This window comes from Candidatus Poriferisodalis sp. (assembly GCF_965208555.1).
Classification (GTDB): Bacteria; Actinomycetota; Acidimicrobiia; order Acidimicrobiales; family Poriferisodalaceae; genus Poriferisodalis.
Window position 1 is genome coordinate 1,453,511 of sequence record NZ_OZ242342.1, and the last position, 16,894, is coordinate 1,470,404.

General features: G+C 65.1%; 18 protein-coding genes. 5 read left to right on the top strand and 13 right to left on the bottom strand.

Annotation, left to right across the window (positions count from 1 at the left end):
• Positions 1-9 precede the first annotated feature (9 nt).
• Positions 10-687, top strand: coding sequence for a PaaI family thioesterase (locus tag ACOGXE_RS06710; RefSeq protein ID WP_419933172.1), 678 nt, complete (start codon positions 10-12; stop codon positions 685-687).
• Here ACOGXE_RS06710 and folK read toward each other — a convergent pair.
• From folK to ACOGXE_RS06745, 7 genes are all read right to left on the bottom strand, one after another.
• Positions 678-1,196, bottom strand: a complete 519-nt coding sequence (gene folK, locus ACOGXE_RS06715; RefSeq protein ID WP_419933173.1) for a 2-amino-4-hydroxy-6-hydroxymethyldihydropteridine diphosphokinase — start codon at positions 1,194-1,196, stop codon at positions 678-680. The genes ACOGXE_RS06710 and folK overlap by 10 nt on opposite strands.
• Positions 1,197-1,200: 4 nt before the next feature.
• Entirely contained in the window at positions 1,201-1,569 is a 369-nt protein-coding gene (gene folB, locus ACOGXE_RS06720; RefSeq protein ID WP_419933174.1) for a dihydroneopterin aldolase, read from the bottom strand.
• A gap of 8 nt (positions 1,570-1,577) precedes the next feature.
• Positions 1,578-2,096 (bottom strand): hypothetical protein, encoded by a 519-nt coding sequence (locus tag ACOGXE_RS06725; RefSeq protein WP_419933175.1) that lies wholly within the window; start codon positions 2,094-2,096, stop codon positions 1,578-1,580.
• Between the two features lie 107 nt (positions 2,097-2,203).
• Positions 2,204-2,755: a hypoxanthine phosphoribosyltransferase gene (hpt, locus tag ACOGXE_RS06730; RefSeq protein ID WP_419933486.1), complete on the bottom strand. Its 552-nt coding sequence runs from the start codon at positions 2,753-2,755 to the stop codon at positions 2,204-2,206.
• A 94-nt stretch (positions 2,756-2,849) separates the two neighbouring features.
• Positions 2,850-3,797, bottom strand: a complete 948-nt coding sequence (gene tilS, locus ACOGXE_RS06735) for a tRNA lysidine(34) synthetase TilS (RefSeq protein WP_419933176.1) — start codon at positions 3,795-3,797, stop codon at positions 2,850-2,852.
• Positions 3,781-4,953, bottom strand: coding sequence for a zinc-dependent metalloprotease (locus tag ACOGXE_RS06740; RefSeq protein WP_419933177.1), 1,173 nt, complete (start codon positions 4,951-4,953; stop codon positions 3,781-3,783). The genes tilS and ACOGXE_RS06740 overlap by 17 nt, the downstream gene beginning before the upstream one ends.
• Positions 4,954-4,960: 7 nt before the next feature.
• Positions 4,961-5,095 carry a hypothetical protein gene (locus ACOGXE_RS06745; RefSeq protein WP_419863090.1) on the bottom strand — a complete coding sequence of 45 codons (135 nt, stop codon included), beginning with the start codon at positions 5,093-5,095 and terminating at the stop codon, positions 4,961-4,963.
• A 1,098-nt stretch (positions 5,096-6,193) separates the two neighbouring features.
• On the opposite strand from ACOGXE_RS06745, the gene ACOGXE_RS06750 reads away from it, so the two are divergent.
• Complete coding sequence (locus tag ACOGXE_RS06750) at positions 6,194-9,502, top strand: hypothetical protein (protein WP_419933178.1); 3,309 nt, start codon at positions 6,194-6,196, stop codon at positions 9,500-9,502.
• Positions 9,503-9,593: 91 nt separating this feature from the next.
• Here the strand turns inward: ACOGXE_RS06750 and ACOGXE_RS06755 are convergent, their stop codons facing one another.
• From ACOGXE_RS06755 to ACOGXE_RS06775, 5 genes are all read right to left on the bottom strand, one after another.
• Entirely contained in the window at positions 9,594-10,289 is a 696-nt protein-coding gene (locus ACOGXE_RS06755) for a hypothetical protein (protein WP_419933179.1), read from the bottom strand.
• Positions 10,290-10,603: 314 nt separating this feature from the next.
• The gene (locus ACOGXE_RS06760) at positions 10,604-11,125 is read right to left on the bottom strand and encodes a hypothetical protein (RefSeq protein ID WP_419933180.1); all 522 of its coding nucleotides are present in this window, start codon (positions 11,123-11,125) and stop codon (positions 10,604-10,606) included.
• Positions 11,126-12,556: a HesA/MoeB/ThiF family protein gene (locus tag ACOGXE_RS06765; protein ID WP_419933181.1), complete on the bottom strand. Its 1,431-nt coding sequence runs from the start codon at positions 12,554-12,556 to the stop codon at positions 11,126-11,128.
• Entirely contained in the window at positions 12,538-12,918 is a 381-nt protein-coding gene (locus tag ACOGXE_RS06770; protein WP_419933182.1) for a hypothetical protein, read from the bottom strand. Before ACOGXE_RS06770 ends, ACOGXE_RS06765 begins: the two co-directional genes overlap by 19 nt.
• A gap of 10 nt (positions 12,919-12,928) precedes the next feature.
• Positions 12,929-13,201: a multiubiquitin domain-containing protein gene (locus ACOGXE_RS06775; RefSeq protein WP_419933183.1), complete on the bottom strand. Its 273-nt coding sequence runs from the start codon at positions 13,199-13,201 to the stop codon at positions 12,929-12,931.
• A 104-nt stretch (positions 13,202-13,305) separates the two neighbouring features.
• On the opposite strand from ACOGXE_RS06775, the gene ACOGXE_RS06780 reads away from it, so the two are divergent.
• From ACOGXE_RS06780 to ACOGXE_RS06790, 3 genes are read left to right on the top strand one after another with little or no spacing between them, the layout of a single operon-like run.
• Positions 13,306-13,665 (top strand): helix-turn-helix domain-containing protein, encoded by a 360-nt coding sequence (locus ACOGXE_RS06780; protein ID WP_419933184.1) that lies wholly within the window; start codon positions 13,306-13,308, stop codon positions 13,663-13,665.
• 3 nt (positions 13,666-13,668) lie between these two features.
• Positions 13,669-14,280 (top strand): ImmA/IrrE family metallo-endopeptidase, encoded by a 612-nt coding sequence (locus ACOGXE_RS06785; RefSeq protein ID WP_419933185.1) that lies wholly within the window; start codon positions 13,669-13,671, stop codon positions 14,278-14,280.
• Positions 14,280-15,149 carry a trypsin-like peptidase domain-containing protein gene (locus ACOGXE_RS06790; RefSeq protein WP_419933186.1) on the top strand — a complete coding sequence of 290 codons (870 nt, stop codon included), beginning with the start codon at positions 14,280-14,282 and terminating at the stop codon, positions 15,147-15,149. The genes ACOGXE_RS06785 and ACOGXE_RS06790 overlap by 1 nt, the downstream gene beginning before the upstream one ends.
• Positions 15,150-15,943: 794 nt before the next feature.
• Here ACOGXE_RS06790 and ACOGXE_RS06795 read toward each other — a convergent pair.
• The gene (locus ACOGXE_RS06795) at positions 15,944-16,879 is read right to left on the bottom strand and encodes a hypothetical protein (RefSeq protein ID WP_419933187.1); all 936 of its coding nucleotides are present in this window, start codon (positions 16,877-16,879) and stop codon (positions 15,944-15,946) included.
• Positions 16,880-16,894 lie beyond the last annotated feature (15 nt).

The following is a 16,894-nucleotide window of genomic DNA, read 5'->3' on the forward strand; positions in this document are numbered from 1 at the left end:
TCACAGGCCGTGAATGCCGGGGAAGGATTGCACGACTGGAGCGCTGTGGGGCGGGCCGCTGCCGCGATGCGACGGCTGAACCGGGCGCTGGCGAACCGGCGGGTCGACGATGGCGTGCTCGACGAGGTCACGGCCGCCGTCGAGGCCGCCGCCGAGCGGCTGGAGCAGGGCACGCTGCGAGTGAAGATCGACGACATGCTCTCGCGGCCCTATCTCCGGGAGATCTACGAGGGGCAGTACTTCCCGCTGCCGCTCGAGCCGGGCGACGAGATCGAGTTCGATCCGTTCTCGATCGGCGGCGGTCAGCTGCACCCGGCATCGGTGGACGTCAGGTACTTCAAGGAATCCGACGACGCCGTGCGGGGCGAAGCCGTGGTGGACGCCATGTTCGCCGGACCTCCCGAGCGCACCCACGGCGGGGTGGTGGCGCTGATCATCGACGAGCTGATGGGTGCCTTGAACCGCATGCGGGGCCGGCAGGCCTACACGGGCCGGCTGACCGTCCACTATCACGCCGCGACGCCGATCGGCGAGCCGCTGCAGCTGCGGGCATGGATCGATCACACGTCGGGCCGCAAGATCGTCCAGCACGCCGACGTGCACGGCCCGGACGGCCTGTGCGTCAGGGCCGAGGGGCTGTTCATCATGCGCAAGGACGCGCCGCAGGCCCCCGAGACTCAGTCCTGATCTGCCGCCGTCGAGCCGGCGGCCAGGCGGCGCAGCAGCTCGACGCTGCCTATGCGCTCGCAGTCCTGGTCGGCGACTGCTGCCAGCTCGCCGAGCGTGACCAGTTCGGGCGCCAGCTCTGCCAGCGGGTCGAGCACGAAACGGCGCTCGCGCAGGCGGGGGTGCGGGATCGCGAGTTCGGGGTCGCGCATCTGCACGTCGCCGAACAACAGCACGTCGACATCGAGAGTGCGCGGCCCCCAGCGCTCGCGACGCACCCGCTGGGCCGCGGTTTCGAGGGCCTGGCAGCGGGCCAGCAACTCGTACGGCCCTTCGGAGATTGCCAGCTCGGCCACCAGGTTCAGGAACTCCGGCTGTTCGGGGCCGATCGGCGCGCTGCGGTAGACGCCCGAGACGGCCACGAGCACGCCGGCGGCGTCGAGCGCGTCGAGCGCGCCGGCCAGCTGCGCTGCGGGATTGCCGATGTTCGCGCCCAGCGCGACGAACGCCCTGGTGCGGGCCTGGTTCACCGGCTCAGCTCGCGCTGCGGGTGATGCGCACCGCGCTGGTGCCGAGATCGGCCGCGACGGGCGGGCGCAGCTTGGTGACCGTGACCGTGGCGGCGGTCACGGCATCGATGCCGCACAGCTCGCCGGCGATCACCTCGGCCAGCCGTTCGAGCAGCTGCGGCTGGGCCTGCTCGCACAGCGTCACGATGCGGTCGCACACGGCGCCGTAGTCGACCGTGCGGCTCAAGTCGTCGGTGGCTCCGGCCTGGCTCAAGTCGGCGAACAGATCGACGTCGATGCTGAGCGGCTGCGGTGCGGTGCGCTCGTGTGCCAGCGCCCCGATCACGCACGTCACCCGCAGGTCGCGCAATCGAATGCTGTCTGGCGCTGTCATGGCGAGGCTCAGCTCGCTGCGTCTCGCTCAGCCAGGATGCCCAGCGCCACGTCGACCACACGGCGCCCTTCGGGCCCGACTCGCTGGCCGAAGATCCGCTCGGTGATGGCGGTGGCCTGAGGACCGGTGGGCACCTTGCCTGACAGCAGCAGGTACGACGCCACGAACCCGCAGACGTCCTCGCCGACGCGCTCCTTGTGCAGGATGACGCGCTTGCGCTCGGCGGCCAGCCGCTCCAAGTCGTCGTGGACCGACTGCAGGTAGTCGCCCAGGTCGTCCGGACCCGGCCAGGGCCGGTGCAGGTACGGCAGGTCGAGCTCGTCGTAGCTGTGCAGGTTGTGCGGCGCAGAGATAAGCGACACGACGATGTCGAACTCGTTGCGCCGCAGCCAGATGATCTCCTCCTGGCGGCGGACGCGCCGGTGGCTGGCGCCGTAGCCGCCAGGCCGCTCGCACACTGCGAGACGCTCGGCGACGACCCAGTTGAAGTTGCGGGGCTGAATGCCCTCCGCCCACTTCCCTCTCATGTGCGTCGCACCTCGGAGCGGCCTCGACGCTCGCGGTAACCCAGAGCGTGCTCGCAGCCGAATGTACCGGTGCCGATCCGGCCCTGCACGGCCGTCGAGCAGGAGTTTCAGGCGCTCTCGGTTGCGGACGAGTCGTACGCCCGGATCTCGGCCAGATTGCGGTATTTCTGGGCCAGATCCAGCCCGTAGCCGATCACCCACACCGGCGGCAGGTGGAATCCGATGTAGTCGACGAGGCCGTTCAGGCTGCCGTTGTGCTCGCGAGTCAGCAGCGAGCACACGGCCAGGCTGGCAGGGCCGCGAGCCAGCAGGCTGCGACGCAGGTAGGACAGCGTGAGGCCGCTCTCGACGATGTCCTCCACCAAGATCACGTCACGGCCCGCTATGTCGATGTCGAGGTCCTTGAGAATGCGGACGACGCCGCTGGAGCGTGTGCTGCTGCCGTAGGACGACACGGCCATGAAGTCCATCTCGACCGGCAGCTCGATGGCGCGGCTGAGATCGGAGGCGAACATCACGGCGCCCTTGAGCACCGCCACGAGCAGCGGTTCGCGGCCTGCGTAGTCGGCGGTGATCTGCGCGCCCAGCTCGGCGACCCGTTCGGCGATCTCGGGGCCCGACACCAGCACCTCGCCGACGGCGGGGTCGCCGTCGAGCATCGACTCGAGGTCGCTGGGGGGAGTCTGCGATGCCGGTGCAGGCGTCACGTGGGCCGAACCTAGCGCCTGCGTGTTCCCGATGGCGGAACGACGGTCAACCGTCAAGCCCTCCATCGTCGAGTCTGAGCCGGTCGGCGGATCTGGTGACCCGCCGCCCGCCGCCGACTTCGGTGGCGCGGTGGGTGTGCCTGGCCACTTCGAGCACCCGCTCGACCGCGCCGGCGTCAGGCGGGTGATCGGTGCGCAGCCATGCGCGGATGGCTCGCCGAGCCAGCGCAACCGGAGCGGCCCGCAGCTCGGACGCGCTGGTGGGATCGATCTCGGCGGCAAGCACGTCGAGCAGGTCGGCCTCAGCGGCCGCCAGTCCGGATCCGCGCGCCAGCAACGGCACCACGTCGCGCCCGGCGATGTCGCACAGCAGCGGGATCAGCTCGGCCCGGACGCGGCTGCGCCAGAAGCGGGGGTCGGTGTTGGAGGGGTCACGGATCGGTTCGTAGCCGACCAGCTCGCAGACCCGCTCGGTCTCGGTGCGCCGCAGCCCCAGCAGCGGCCGCCGGTCGGCTCTCATGGCGGCGAGCGCATCGAGCGCTCCGCCGCGCAGCAACTGCAGCAGCACTGTCTCCGCCTGGTCGTCGGCGGTATGGCCGAGCAGCGCGTCGGGGTCGAGCGCGGCGTGGCGAGCCTCACGAGCCCGAGCCTGCAAGTTGGCGCCTGGGGCCAGCTGGAGCTTCACGACACGCAGCTCGGCACCGAGCCGGTCGCACAAGGCCCGGACCCGTACAGCCTCGGCAGCCCCGTCGGGACGGAGGCCGTGATCGACGTGCACCGCCGTGACGGCGGTGGCGCCGCCGCTGCAGCGGGCGAACCGGCAGGCCAGCACCAGCAGCGCGGCCGAATCGGGACCGCCCGAGACGCCGCAGGTCAGCTCGCGGCGTCCGGCGTCACCGAAGGTGCAGCGCTCCAGCAGCAGGTCGAGTTCGCCGTCGACCCCCGGCGCCTCAGCTCCCTGGGCGCCGCGCACGCCCTCAGGCGGCGGGGACACGCTCCAGCCAAGCTTGAGGGTCGCGGATCTCCGCCATGGACGGCAGGTGCTCCACTCGTTCCCAGATGCGGTCGACCGCCCGGGGTCCTCGCTCGGCCTCGATCTGGGCGATGAACTCCTCGCCGGCCTGGTACTGCGCCAGCTTGGCCTCGATGCCCAGCAGGCGCTGGATCAGCCGGGCCATGCCGCGCACATTGCGACGCCGGTGGTGCATCACCACGGCGAACCGGTCAGCATCGGGGATGTGCCCGCGGGCGGCTCGCGCCATCGTCACGTCGCCGTGGCCCTCCACCAAGCTCATCATGCCGCCCACCTGGGCGATCAGCTCGCGCTGGTGGTCGGTGGCGAACACGGCGGCAAGCCCCCCTTCGCCCAGCAGATCCTGGCCGTCTTGACCTGGGCTGCTGCGGCCCGAACCGCTGCGACCCGAATTGCCGCGACGCTGTGTCACCAGCGTGCGAAGGCCCTCGCGCATGCGCTCGGGATCGGGCTGGGCATCGTCGACCAGCCCGTTCACGAGCTGCAGGAAGTGGGGCCGCAGCCACGGCACACCGGTGAACTGCGAGCGGTGCGTCAGCTCGTGCAGCGCAAGCCACAGGCGGAACTGGGCCGGGACGAAGGCGTAGCGCTTCTCGGTGACCAGGATGTTCGGGCCGACGAAGTAGACGGTGTCGCCGGCTGTGCCCGCTGATGCTGCGCCGTGTGAAGTCGTGTCTCTTGAAGTCGCGGCCTCGTCGTCGGAGGCCCAGAGCAGGTCGTACTGGCCGAGCACCCGGCGTGCCATCCAGCCCAGCACCGAGCCCAGCTCGACGGCTCCCAGCGTCCTCGTCACCCGCCCGGCTGCGGCTGCCGCCGTCTCGGCTGAGCCGTCGGCACCGGCCGTAGCGCCCAGCAGCGGCTGCAGCAGGCGCCGGAAGGCCGCGATGTTCGCGTCGATCCAGCCGGTGCGGTCGATGACCTCGGCGTGAGCCTCACCGGGAGTCTCCAGCCCGGTCTCGATGGCGACCAGCTCGGCCGCGACCGGCACGAACCGGGCGAAGTCCTGTCGCAGCGGTTCAGCGAGATAGGACTGGTACAACGGCTCGGTGCCCGCGACGCGGACTGCGATTCGGCGCGCCAGATCCCAGTCGACGTGCTCGTCGGCGGGATCGCTCATGTCGGCGTCAGCGCTTGGGGTAGCGCGGCGCAACCACCTTCTGGACGTAGCCCGCGACCAGCTTGGCCACGGTCGCCACCGTCACCACGGTGAGCGGGACCGCCAGCCAGTAGTGCCAGACCTGCGCACCGAGAAGCTCCATGGCGCAGATATTAGTGGTCACGTGCTCCAGAACCCCTCGTGAGCCGCGAGGCCTCGCTGCTACCGTGAGCCGCCGGTTGCCCGAGGGCGCTGGTGCGAAACGTCGAAGCTGCTGGCAGGCCGTTTGGCAGACTTGGCGCGGTAAGCGATTTTGGGCATTTTGGTAAGTGGTGCGTGCTGACTGGCCAACTAGCCATTCGCGAAATCGCGGGTCAGAGGGTTGTGTCGTTGTAGTCGACGACAGGTGGGTGAGCGCAGCCAATACTGTGCTCTAGCCGGGACGTGTGCGAAATAGCGTTTCCGCAGGTCACAGCCTCGCGCGACCGCTCTCGCGAACGCGACTGCGCCGACATTGGAACGCGTCTGGGCTCGACGTGGAACGCGATCGCGTCATTCTCGGAACGCGTTTCGGCACCGATTTGGGTCGCGTGGTAGTTGCAGGGATCGACGCGTTGTTGCTGATCAGAGCGTTGGGCTAGCTAGGGCGACGGTGCGTTTCTGCTGGTCAGAGCGTTGCACACATCCAGATTGCAGCATTGTCGAGTCTGCGTTTGCGCTGGTCAGAGGGTTGCGACAGTTTGGGTGCGGTTGCGTTGTCGCTGGTCAGAGCGTTGCGGTCCTCAATCAATGCCCATTTGGTCCAAGGCGAGTCGTCCACAGCCATCAGGTGCGGAATTGGGTATGCGTTTCCCTCGCGGATTTCCGTAGCTCCGGTCAGGCCTCAAGAAATTACGGGTCGGATCACACGCGTGTGACTTACAATCACGCGCCCGAACGAGAGAGGTGCGTGGTGGGCAGGCAGAGTCGACGGAAGCGAGAGCGTCGCGAGCACGGAGAGGGTCCTGTTGCGCGTGTTGCGCACGGTCGATCGCGTGCTTCGTTGCACGCACTGCTGGAGGCCGCGAGCGTTTCCCCAAATGCGAGCCAATACCTACCTTCGCTGAGTGTCGTATTCGAGTCTTTGGCCAATGGTCGCACTCGCGTGGCCGACATGCCCGCAGATGTGTCGTTGCTGGAGCCACTAGTTCGAGCTGCGCGCCAAGAGTGCCCCTTAGTTGGAACGGAAGAGGACTTCTTGCCTCACGACCCTCGGTTCGATGTGCGCGTCGAGTGGGCTGGCGAGATGTTCAGAATGGTCGCGGGCACCTTGGAGCGCCCGACATCGGACATCGAGACGCTTCGGCGGCTGTCCGCGATCATCGACCCGGTTCTGCACGAGCACACCGACTACGGCTTGACCGACATCGTCGAGCTGATCTTGCGCAGAGTCGACACCGTGGCTTCAGCGCTCGCTCCCAAATGGCCCGCAGGCATTGAGCAGGTACTGCAATCAACGCCGAGTCTCTGCGACGACGAGCTTGTCGCCGCGGCCAGCCTGCCGTCTTTGGAAGACCAGATAGCTCAGTGCAGCAATCCCGAACGCGCCAGGGCGGCGCTCGAAGCTCACTCGGTCCCCGCCAAGAATCTGCGCCGCGACGAGATGTCCATGATCGCGACGTTCGGTGCCACCATCGCCATCCGACACGGACAGCGAGCGTTCATTCCGCTGCCGACGGGATTGATCGTGGAGGCGTTCAATGCGCTCGCAGGAGCACTCGCTGCAAAGGCTCTGGCACTCGATCCTTCACTGGACTACAAGTGGCTGACCGCGGCGTGGCGCTACATCGGGAGCATGCTCGACGAAGCCGGCCTTGATGTCATCGGCCCACTACGCGACGAGCGGCATCCCTATTTGCATTCGGTCATTCGCTACAGCGACTGCCAGTACCTGGCGATCAGCGTGGTGGGTGGCTTGGACCACTCGGCGCTGCACGAGGCGATCGGAAAGGCAGCCTCTCACTTGGAGACCGTCAGCGCCAGCAGCACGCTGACTGCGGTCAATGGAACCGTCGCACTGCCAGCCTCGGCGAGGCTGTGTCGCCTGCTGATCGTCGCCCAACCTCAGGCAGCAATTCTGGCGAGCCCGTCTGGTGCGAAGTGCGCGCTGATGACGCATCAGGACTTGGACTGGATTCGGCGGACCATCGGGCGCGATGAGATCGACCTGTGGTATTTCGTCCGCGACCGAGTGGAACAGCCGCGCATCGGTCAGCTGTTCTCATGGGACGGAATCGACCTGTGGGAATCCTGGAGAGGCAACGGCAAGTCGTTCTTCCGTGGCGCGCGCCCACTTGATGTCCTGTATGCCGAGCCGCATCACTCGTTGGCCGAATGGCAAAAAGCATCAGAGCAGAGCGATATTGAGCTGTCGCTTAACGCGCTCGGCATGGGACGAGTGTCGGCCTGGCCGCTTCACAGTCTCGACGGCACATCGATACTCGTCGGCAACGCCAAGCGAGGCGCTCTGTACCGATTGGTCGTCTGCGAGACACCGGTCGCCGTGGCGCTGCGAGCAAGATCGGGTGACGAGCAGGCATCCGATCTTGCTCGCAGCCTGGGCAATTGCCTGGCTTACAAGCTGGAGTGCGTGCGGGCTCAACTCGTCGATCTCATGCAGGCGAGCGGGCTGTCAGCTCTCCGGATCGAATTCGCAATCACCGACGACAACCAGGACCTGTTGTTCCAGATGGCAGAGGCAGGCAGCGGCGTCCTCACGATTGGCTGCGCCCCGGGGTTCCGCGACCAGCTGCAGGAAGACTCACGGGCAGTCGAAGCGCAACTGGGGGCCTTGCTGTCTGATGCCATCTCGGGTGGTCTAACTGCCGGTGTATTCGTGACCGCGTGGAACAGCACGCCACCGGGAATACGAGTCGATGCGATCACAGTCCTTCCGCGCATCCAAGAAGCTCCGGAACCGTCAACCCTCCACAAGTCCCACCTAAGCGCACACCTCGCGGAACTCGGCGCCCAACTTGACGATGTCGGCATCCATCCGGGCTCCTACGGCGGCGATTCCGGCAAGCGGATCGAAACCGACATCGTCTATCCGTGGCTGATCGACAGACTCCACGAGGAACTGTCGAAATTCGACTGCGCTGCAGTGCTCGACCTCGCCCTGACACAGCTCGAATGCACCAACAGCCAGCGATGGTGGGCAACCACAAGAACGGCTTATCAGACCGGAACTCCGAGCGAGGGAGTTGAACGGCTCCCCGAATTGGGCCAAGAACTGCTGCACCAGTCGCGCTTCATCAGCCTCATCATCGAGGAGCTGCTGGCGCGGCCCCCAAGCGGAACCAAGACGCCCACTGAGTACGACTGGCAGGAACTGCTGAGTCTCGCGACGCTCGCCGGCGAGTCCAGCAGCCGCAGCGAAGCACTCCACCGAGAATTGGCGAATCCAACACTCGTCATCACCGACCTCTTTGAAGTGATCATCGACGAGGACGACATCAGTGCCGCAGTCGACCTTGAATCGTTCTCCCGCGATGCTCGCTTGGCAGGACTGCCCGAACCGATACCCATCGGCAGCCCCGGCGAGGACATCGATCCGGACCAAGAGTGGACCCCGATCGGTGTTCGCGCACCCGAGTTCGCCGGCATCGATCAGGCGCTTCAAGGCTCGCTCGGATTCAGTCTCGACGCGATCTTGGGCATCCTGGACATCACGATCCAATGGCCGGTCTCGACGCCGCAATGCACCGAACTCGTGCTCCCACAGCAACTCGCGGCCGAGGTGCACTCCGCGAACCCCCAGATTCCTCTCGCCGACTACGAGGCGGCCGCGGAATGTCTGAGCTTCAGCGCCGAGGTACTGGCATCAGCAGATTCGGCGATCAAGCACTGGGAAGTCGAACGGAGATCAGCGCGCGTCGCCATCCGGCCCCTCATCGGAGACGAATCGGGCGTCTGGGTGCTGCCGTGGACCGCCGAGCTAGCGAAGAAGGCTTGGGTCACCTACCTCTCGCAGCTTCGCCTCCCGATACACGACGACAACCTGCCGCCGCCAGTCGCCAAAGCACTCAAGACCGCCCGTGACGCGCGGAATACCGAATTCGAGAACGACTGCCTCGAACAGCTGGCCAATCTTCCCCTACTGAGCATTCCTCGGGTGCGGAAGCGTCACGCCCACCGACACGGGATAAACAACCTCAGCGGAGAAATCGACATCCTCAGCATCGACGCGGTGCGCTCGATTATCTTCGTCATCGAAGCCAAAGACCCCTTCGTGCCGCTGAGCGCCCGGACCATTCACACACAAATCAACCAGTTCCACAAGGCTGGCGGTTATGTCGACAAGCTCAATCAGAAAGTGCGGGACGTCGAAGCGTCAGCAGAGTCTCTAGCCGCCAACAAGGGCATTGATAGTCCAGACCGCGAATGGAGAGTCGCTGGCATCATGGTCACCAGACATGTAAGCCCAGCCGCGTACCACCGAACCTGCTCCACGACCTTTTGTACCATCGACGACCTCCGAGAAACCGTCGCTGGCGACGAGCTTCGGTCGACCGGTGACTCTGCGGCGTAAGGACTGTATCGATCCCCTCTCTTGCCTGAGCTGTGGACACTCAGGCGTTTCGATCTCCCCAGTGACGATCTACCTGCTTAGAGACTCTCGATCAGTCCTCATCAGACTGCATCACGAACTCAAGCAGCGACATACCTAGCTCGGTCGCCAGCGGTCTCCACATGCTGTCTCCGAAGACGGTCACATTGAATCCGTCCAAGTTCACGAGGCCGAGTTCCGACAGGTCGCTGCGCACGATCTCAAGGCCCGCTCCTGTGACCGGTAACCCGGCACCGTTCATCACGGAGCGGAGCGGACCCGCCGCCCGATGAGAGCGGTCAATTCCGTTGGTGTCGTACCAGCCGCTGGGGTCCGCGCAGTACTTCAGCACCATGAAGTGCTCAGGCTCAAGCTCGTCCACGAACCTCAGCATCTGCAGGGCGAGAAACTCATCGCTGGCGGACTCAGTCGCCAATCGGAGGAGCACACTTCTGAGGAGCGCGAGTTTCTCCTCTCGGTGCGTCGTCACCGCGATTCGCGACGCGTCCAGCACGGCGGTCACGAACACCTCGTTGTCGGCAAGCTGCTCTAGGTCGAAGTCGTCGACCTTGTCCTTCAGCTCTTCCACGATCTCGGCCAGTTGCTTGAACCAGCGCGTCTGACGACGCTCGATCGACGGGGACATCACGGCGTCGAAGAGCTGGTTGACGGTGCCACCGAGCGGCAATGCAGACACGGCAGCTTGCACACCCGCGCGTGCATGGTCTCGAATTCGAGGGGAAGGAAACTGCTCAAGCTCATCGGTCATGGGAATTTCTCGCTTCTTGCGCTGAGGTTGGTCTTTTCGTCCCCGCCTGGCCTATCAACGGTCACGCTTGGCGGGCTTCAGCGTGATCTACGCTCGGTGTCATCGCTTCCAAGATGACGGAGACCTAGTCAGTCGACTTGACCTGCACCGACCTGTCCCGGTGGTTGACGATGTCAGTCGTGGACGCTGGCTCAGCCGGCTTAGGAGGGACCCGGGCGAATCGTCTGGGTGCCGCTCGGAAGCGTTTCGCGAGGCCAGCACGATCTGCGCGGCTTCAAGGTGGTGTTGCGTTCGCGGGTGCGGAGCAGTGCGGTTCACCGTCGCCGCGATCGGCGTGTTCGACTCAGGCGACTGCGGCTACGGCTGCGATGGCGATTTCGTTGTCCTGATCGGCGTTTGCGGCGGCGACGGTGCGGACGGCCTCGGAAGTGGTTGTCGTTGTCGTCGTCGGAGCTGCCCAGCAAGTACACGGCGAGCACCACGATGGCGATGGCGGCGCTGACGATGAATGCCAGGAACAGCACAGCGGACACGGTGAACACGGCTGCGTGCGGGGCTCGTTGCCCGCCAGTGGACCACTTGAATTCGCGCAATGTGAGCCATGCGGAGAGGAAAGTCGCTGCTGTGGCTGCGAGGTTGAGGATGGTGAAGGCAGGCCATGTCAGCCATGCTTTGGCAGCGCCGAGCCATCCGTCGCTGATTGTCAGGAAAGACACATAGGCGAGCGACGAGCCCGTGAGCGTCGTTGCAATGAGTGCGACTGGATGGTCGAGCAGTCGAGCGACTGCCGATCGCTCGTCTGCGCCGGTCGCGACTTGATGGGTTGTGTAAGTCATCTACTGGCTCCGTTCTCGTACTGGCAGGGGCTCGAGAGGCCCGGCGGCGAGGTGGTTTTGGCACTGCGGGCAGCCGGGTTCGCTGGCTGTCTTGAGCTGCGCGAAGTACCCGATGAGGGGGTGGTGCCTGAACCACTCGGGGCGTGCGCTCGGGCTGGTGAGTCCGACGGTGGTGAACAGGTAGTCGTCTACGGCGTGAGCTGCCGCGACTGCGTTGAGCGTGATGACGCTGGGGTTCGGGACTTCGTCGATGTAGGTCTGCGCGGCGCGTTGTTGGGGCGAGGCGGCTTCCTCGGCGAGCCGGGTGCGGTCGATCAGTCCGCTGCACCACAGGCAGGACTCGCCGGGCACGAGTCGGCGGACGACAGAGAACACGTCTGCGATGTCGCCTGTCGAGTTGTTTAGGTGAACTTTGGTGCCTGCCTGCCAGACCGGGATCAGGTAGCGGTGGCAGATCGAGTTGACGATGTGGCGGGCGCGCATGGTGTCGGCTGCGAGGAAGATTGCGTCGCAGTCCACGAGCCGGCCCGCGGCGTGCGGGTCCACGATGTCTGCTTCGATCGCGTCGAATCTGATATCGGGGTTGGCCTCTTTGGCGACTCGTTCGGCGATGCGGACTTTGGGGGTCGGCTTCCATCCGAGCCGGCGGGCGATCTTGGCCGGCAGCCATCTGGGTGTCCAGTCCGAGGCTCTGGCGCCGACCACTCGTGACGCGTTGGATTCCTCGATTGGGTCGTGGTCGACGGCGACGAGATGGCCGATGCCGAGCCTGGCCAGGTATTCGTTGACGAGCGAGCCGACGCCTCCGGCCCCGACGATGCCGATCTTCTGTGCCCCGAGGATTTGTTGGCCGCGGTCGCCGAACAGTCTCGCCTGGCGGTCATAGCGCGCATCGGCTGCGCGAGGTCTGCGCGGCGCCGGATGGAGCACGCGCGGTGTGCGGCCGGTGACGACGGCGTGGTCGAGTTCGACTTGCTCCTGTGGGGACAGCCAGATGTCGCCGGCCACTGCGTCTCGGGCGAACACCAGCGCCCCGGCCGGCGGACCGTCGAGTATGTCCAGCAGCGCCCGGTAGCCGCGTCGGTGCGATGCCATGTCATCGCCCGAGAACGCGACCCAGTCGGTGCCGGGGTGGTTGTGCACTGCGAGGTAAGCGAGTCCTTCGCGGGCGCAGGCGCGCACGCAGCGCAGCACGAACTCCGGGGTGAGCATCCGGTAGCCGCGTTCGCCCGGCACGTAGTCGATGCCGTCCTCGGCCACGAACAGGCGACGCGCGAGCAGCCGAAGCCCAGGCCCGGTATCAATGACTGATGCCCCGATGACTGCTCCGTGCTCGTCGCCGTCCTCTTGGAACAGGTGCTCCTCTAGCTTGCGCATCAGCGAGGCGGGCGTTCGGAAGCACGCAGCGCGGTTCATTGCGCGTGCATCCATTCGATCACTTTGAGGACTTTGCGGGCTGCGGTGTCGAACTCGGCGGTCCGATTGTTGCTGCGGCGCGAGAGCTGAAGCGCCGACTCGTTCCGAAACGATCCCGCGGCGAAGCCTCTTCCATGCCCGCGGCCGTCGACGCGGCGAAGATCGGGACGCACGAACAGCGGATACACATCGGCGTCGGGATACATGTGGCTGATGTGGAACTTCAGCCGCGTCCTGTCCTGACGGTACGCGGGACCCGGGTCGATCGGATCGACGGTGACGAAAGCTCCCCCGCTGCCGTCGTCGTCGGCTGAGACGACAGCGGCGGGAAAGCACGCTCGCAGCTCCGCGACGGCCTCTTGGACCTCAGGCTTCATCAGATCGGTCCTAGGAGTTGTCGTCCCCGGCGACAGCAAAGAACTCCGAGCCGTGATGCAGCTGGACGTGCTGATCGTCGCGGACTGGTACTTCCTTGCCGTCGTCGCCGATAACCGACAGCTTGAAGTCGATCTGGATCGACACGCCCTGTTCGATCGCTGCCTGCTTGATCTGCAGACCGGTCGCGGTCGGCCCGTCGACTTTGACGGGCTTTTTGTTCAGCGTGATCGGGACGGGCCGTTCGCGGCCCGGCACGTCTGGTGCGTCTGCTCGGTCACTCATCAGTTATCCTCCTGTGGAACAGTTGCGTTTCCGATGGCCGATTGCCATCGTGCATTTGCACTATAGGGGTGCAATTGCATAAATGCAACTGACGGAGGGGAACTATGGACGGCAAGCTCGGCTGGTTCGACAGCGATGCGTTCTACGAGGTGCTCGACGCTGAACGCCAAGCACGCCGGCTCACCTGGAAGCAGGTCGCCGGCGAGTCAGGCGTGAGCGCGTCGACGCTGACCCGAATGGCCCAGGGCCGACGGCCCGACATCGACGGTCTCGCCGCGCTCGCAGCCTGGTCGGGACTCTCAGCCGACGACTTCGTGCGGTCCGAGTCCGACCGTCCCCAAGCCGAGCCGCTCGCCCAGATCGCCACTCACCTGCGAAGCGACAAGAATCTCACTCCCGAAGCCGCCACAGCGCTCAACGAAGTCATCAAGGCCACCTACGCAAGGCTCCGAGCACAGGACTAGGCCGTGGCACTGCGACGCGGGTTCAAGAGCGATGCGACCGCGCTCGCGTCCGAACTGAGAGGCGAACTCGGACTCGGACCGTTCGACCGGCTCGACCCGTTCGCGCTCGCGCGACATCTCGAAGTGCCCGTGCTGCCGCTCACCCAACTCAGGGCCACATGCAGCGCAGCTGACCACTTCATCACCGAGGAACCCGAAGCCTTCTCCGCTCTGACGGTGTTCGAAAGCCGCCGGCGCATCATCGTCTACAACGACACGCACTCACCAGCGCGCCAGCACAGCAGCATCGCCCACGAACTCGGCCACTGCATCCTCCAGCACACTCCCGCACCCGCGCTCGATCCGCTGACCGGATGCAGAGACTGGAGAGCGGACCACGAACAAGAGGCGGACTGGTTCGCCGGCGCACTCCTCGTCACCAGGCAGATGGCACTCGCCACCGCCCGCGGCCGGTTCACATTCGCCGGCGCCATCCGGCGCCTCGCCGTCAGCCCTGAGATGCTGAACTGGCGCATGAACGTCACAGGCGCACGCACGCAAGCCCTGCGCGAGCGCGGCAACGGCAGTCGCACCTCCACAGCAGGCGCGGCGTCGCGAGCAGGAGGCAGCGCATAGTGAGCATCGACGACGCTCTGCATGCCGTGTCGACGATCATTGAGGCAAAGTTCCCGGTCGGCACCTCTCAGGCCACGGCATTCTTCTACAACCAGTTCGAGCCAAAGGATGGGGATGGCCCCCAGTGGCGGAGAGTGATCGAGACTTGGCTGGTCACCAACCGGCACGCCCTCCTGCACCAAACCGCGCACACTGAGATGCCAGCAAATCTCGTCACTTTCAACTTGCGTGAATACACCGGCGCAGGCACATTGAAGTGGGTGCCGATCGAATTGGACTCGGACGAATGGACCGACCGCGCACTTTTCCATCCGGACCCTTCTGTCGACATCGTGGCGATCCGAATGTCGGACTTGATCGCCGAAGGCGTAAAGATTGGCGCGAACTACATGTCCACATGGGGACTAAGCGCCGAGAAATTCGCAGGCCAGAACAACATTGAGATCAATACGGCAAGTGATGTGCTAGTCGTCGGCTATCCGGATGGATTCTACGACAAGGCCAATGTGTTCCCGATAATCAAATCGGGAGTCATTGCATCCCGCTGGGGTATGCACTTCGAAGGCAATCCGTACTTCCTGATCGACGCAAAGCTCTTTCCGGGATCATCTGGCAGCTTGGTCATTTCAAAGCCCACCAACACCGTTATGAAGAACGGCCGCATGCTCTACTCGCAGGAGAAGCAATTCGCGTTGCTTGGTGTTTTCTCCGGCACATACCAATATGCTGAACCAGCAGTTCAGGTGGGCAACCTGTCGATATCCGTAACGGCTGGCTACGATCTCGGCATAGTGTGGTACGCGGAACACATCGAAACGACAGTGCAACAAGGCTTGCCGCTTGACAAGGCTGCTGCTAGCCGCTCATAACTTTGTTTACTCTTCAGTAGCAGTAGCTGTCGCAGGCGCCGCTCGCTTTCTCGTTCCATCGTGTGCTTGCTCACACGCCGAGCAGTCTTTGTGTTTGCCGGATAAATGACCCGGCGAGCACCGTGTCGTTTCCATCTGCAGCGGTGCCACGCGAACCGGGCAGGGCCGTCAGAGGCGACCGCTCGGCAGGTTCGAGGCGCGGCGACCCATTGGACCTGTCGAGGGCTTTCGCTGCTGGAGATCGCCGCTGATTGGCTCAACCGCAACGGGTGCCGCCTGCAGGTGCAGCCGTGGGACTTGGGTCGGTGTTTGCGACCGATGTGTCGGACCTGCAGACTCGGTCGCTGCGGTTCGTGGCTCTGATGCACCTTGCGACCCAGTTCACGCCGAGGGTTGCTCCTATGGCAAGTCGCCTCCGCTGACCTTCACGCTGACCGCATCGAACATGGAGCCGTATTGGAAGTGTTGGTTTAGGTGGCGGTGGTGCCGCCGCAAGTGAGAATCGTGGCGCCACTATTCTCACTTGTTCGCCAGGCTGTCGTGGCAGTCGGTCGCAGGGAGGACCCGCGGTTACTTCGGATGGCGGTATGTCCTGCGGGGTTCCGCCAGCGTGGTGCCGATGTCGGCTGTGGAGATGGTATCTGCCGGCAGCGCTCTGCATTCAGCTGCGTGCGGACCTTGCGACTTTGTGCCGGTCGCGGTTCGATGGGCGAGGCGAGTGGCAGGTCCCGCACTTCGGTGATCTCCGCGCCGGAGTTGTTGTGCTCATGCGGGCGCGGTCCTGTGGCAGTACGTCAAGCTGCCAGTCGTGTTTCCTTCGGTCGGAGCTGTGTTCGCGTTCGCCGGTTGTGGGCTGAGGCGGCGGCGACTGCGGAGATGTGGTGCGCGACGAGCCCGGGTCGTCGACAGCTGCCCGAGTGGAGTCCTCCATGAGCTTTGATGTCAGCGATGGCGTTCTGCGCCGACGCGGGCGTGTCGATGCAGGTCACGGCGATGGCGTCGTGGCCGAGGCCGCTGAGGGCTTCTTCGAATCCGGTCGGCTGCAGGCGATGTGAAGGTTCCACGGTGATGTCGGTGATGTCCGGCGTGGTGAGCATCGCCATGCGCGCCGCGAGCACGCCCAGCTGTGTGGGATTTTCGCCGGCTGTGCCGGTCACGAGACCCAGCACGAAGGCTCTGCCGTCGATCTGCGCCGTGGCTACGCATACGTCGTACCCGAGAAACCAGTCGTCCGACTGACTGCTCTCAGTCGGGTGGTGTGCCGGGCCGGTTGCGGCGTCGGGATCTTCGCAGTCGATTCGCTCGTTGCCGCAGATTGCGGCGCCGTCGCGGGGCGCGGCCCATGTGGGGAACGCTGTCGAATTGACGAAGATCTCTTCGACCCGTGCGATTGCCTTGGTGGGCACCGGCCTCGCCAGCATCCGCTGGGTGAAGCGGCTCAGGTTGCAGCGTTCGTGCTCGCTGATCGACGCCGATCTGAGGGCGTCCTCCAGTGCGAAGAGGGACCGGTCGACGTTTGTGACTGTCGGGCGCCTCGATGCGCTCTGATCCGAGCTTCCCGCAGCCGTATCGTTTATCCCCAGCTCGTCGAGCGTGGATGTGATCCAAGCTGCCTCATAGGGTCTGCCGTGTGATGCGGCCCGCTCGATTCCTGTGATCAGATCGCAGGTGCCTATTGCGGGCGGCTCCCCGAATGTTTGGATCATGAGCATTGTCAGATCGTCTGTCATGTGTCGAAATTTCAT

Coding starts and splice junctions, on each gene's coding strand:
- folB (WP_419933174.1), bottom strand. CDS start 1,569: ATGACAGCGCCAGACAGCATTCGATTGCGCGACCTGCGGGTGACGTGC.
- ACOGXE_RS06725 (WP_419933175.1), bottom strand. CDS start 2,096: ATGAGAGGGAAGTGGGCGGAGGGCATTCAGCCCCGCAACTTCAACTGG.
- hpt (WP_419933486.1), bottom strand. CDS start 2,755: ATGCTCGACGGCGACCCCGCCGTCGGCGAGGTGCTGGTGTCGGGCCCC.
- ACOGXE_RS06740 (WP_419933177.1), bottom strand. CDS start 4,953: ATGAGCGATCCCGCCGACGAGCACGTCGACTGGGATCTGGCGCGCCGA.
- ACOGXE_RS06745 (WP_419863090.1), bottom strand. CDS start 5,095: ATGGAGCTTCTCGGTGCGCAGGTCTGGCACTACTGGCTGGCGGTCCCG.
- ACOGXE_RS06755 (WP_419933179.1), bottom strand. CDS start 10,289: ATGACCGATGAGCTTGAGCAGTTTCCTTCCCCTCGAATTCGAGACCAT.
- ACOGXE_RS06760 (WP_419933180.1), bottom strand. CDS start 11,125: ATGACTTACACAACCCATCAAGTCGCGACCGGCGCAGACGAGCGATCG.
- ACOGXE_RS06765 (WP_419933181.1), bottom strand. CDS start 12,556: ATGGATGCACGCGCAATGAACCGCGCTGCGTGCTTCCGAACGCCCGCC.
- ACOGXE_RS06770 (WP_419933182.1), bottom strand. CDS start 12,918: ATGAAGCCTGAGGTCCAAGAGGCCGTCGCGGAGCTGCGAGCGTGCTTT.
- ACOGXE_RS06775 (WP_419933183.1), bottom strand. CDS start 13,201: ATGAGTGACCGAGCAGACGCACCAGACGTGCCGGGCCGCGAACGGCCC.
- ACOGXE_RS06780 (WP_419933184.1), top strand. CDS start 13,306: ATGGACGGCAAGCTCGGCTGGTTCGACAGCGATGCGTTCTACGAGGTG.
- ACOGXE_RS06795 (WP_419933187.1), bottom strand. CDS start 16,879: ATGACAGACGATCTGACAATGCTCATGATCCAAACATTCGGGGAGCCG.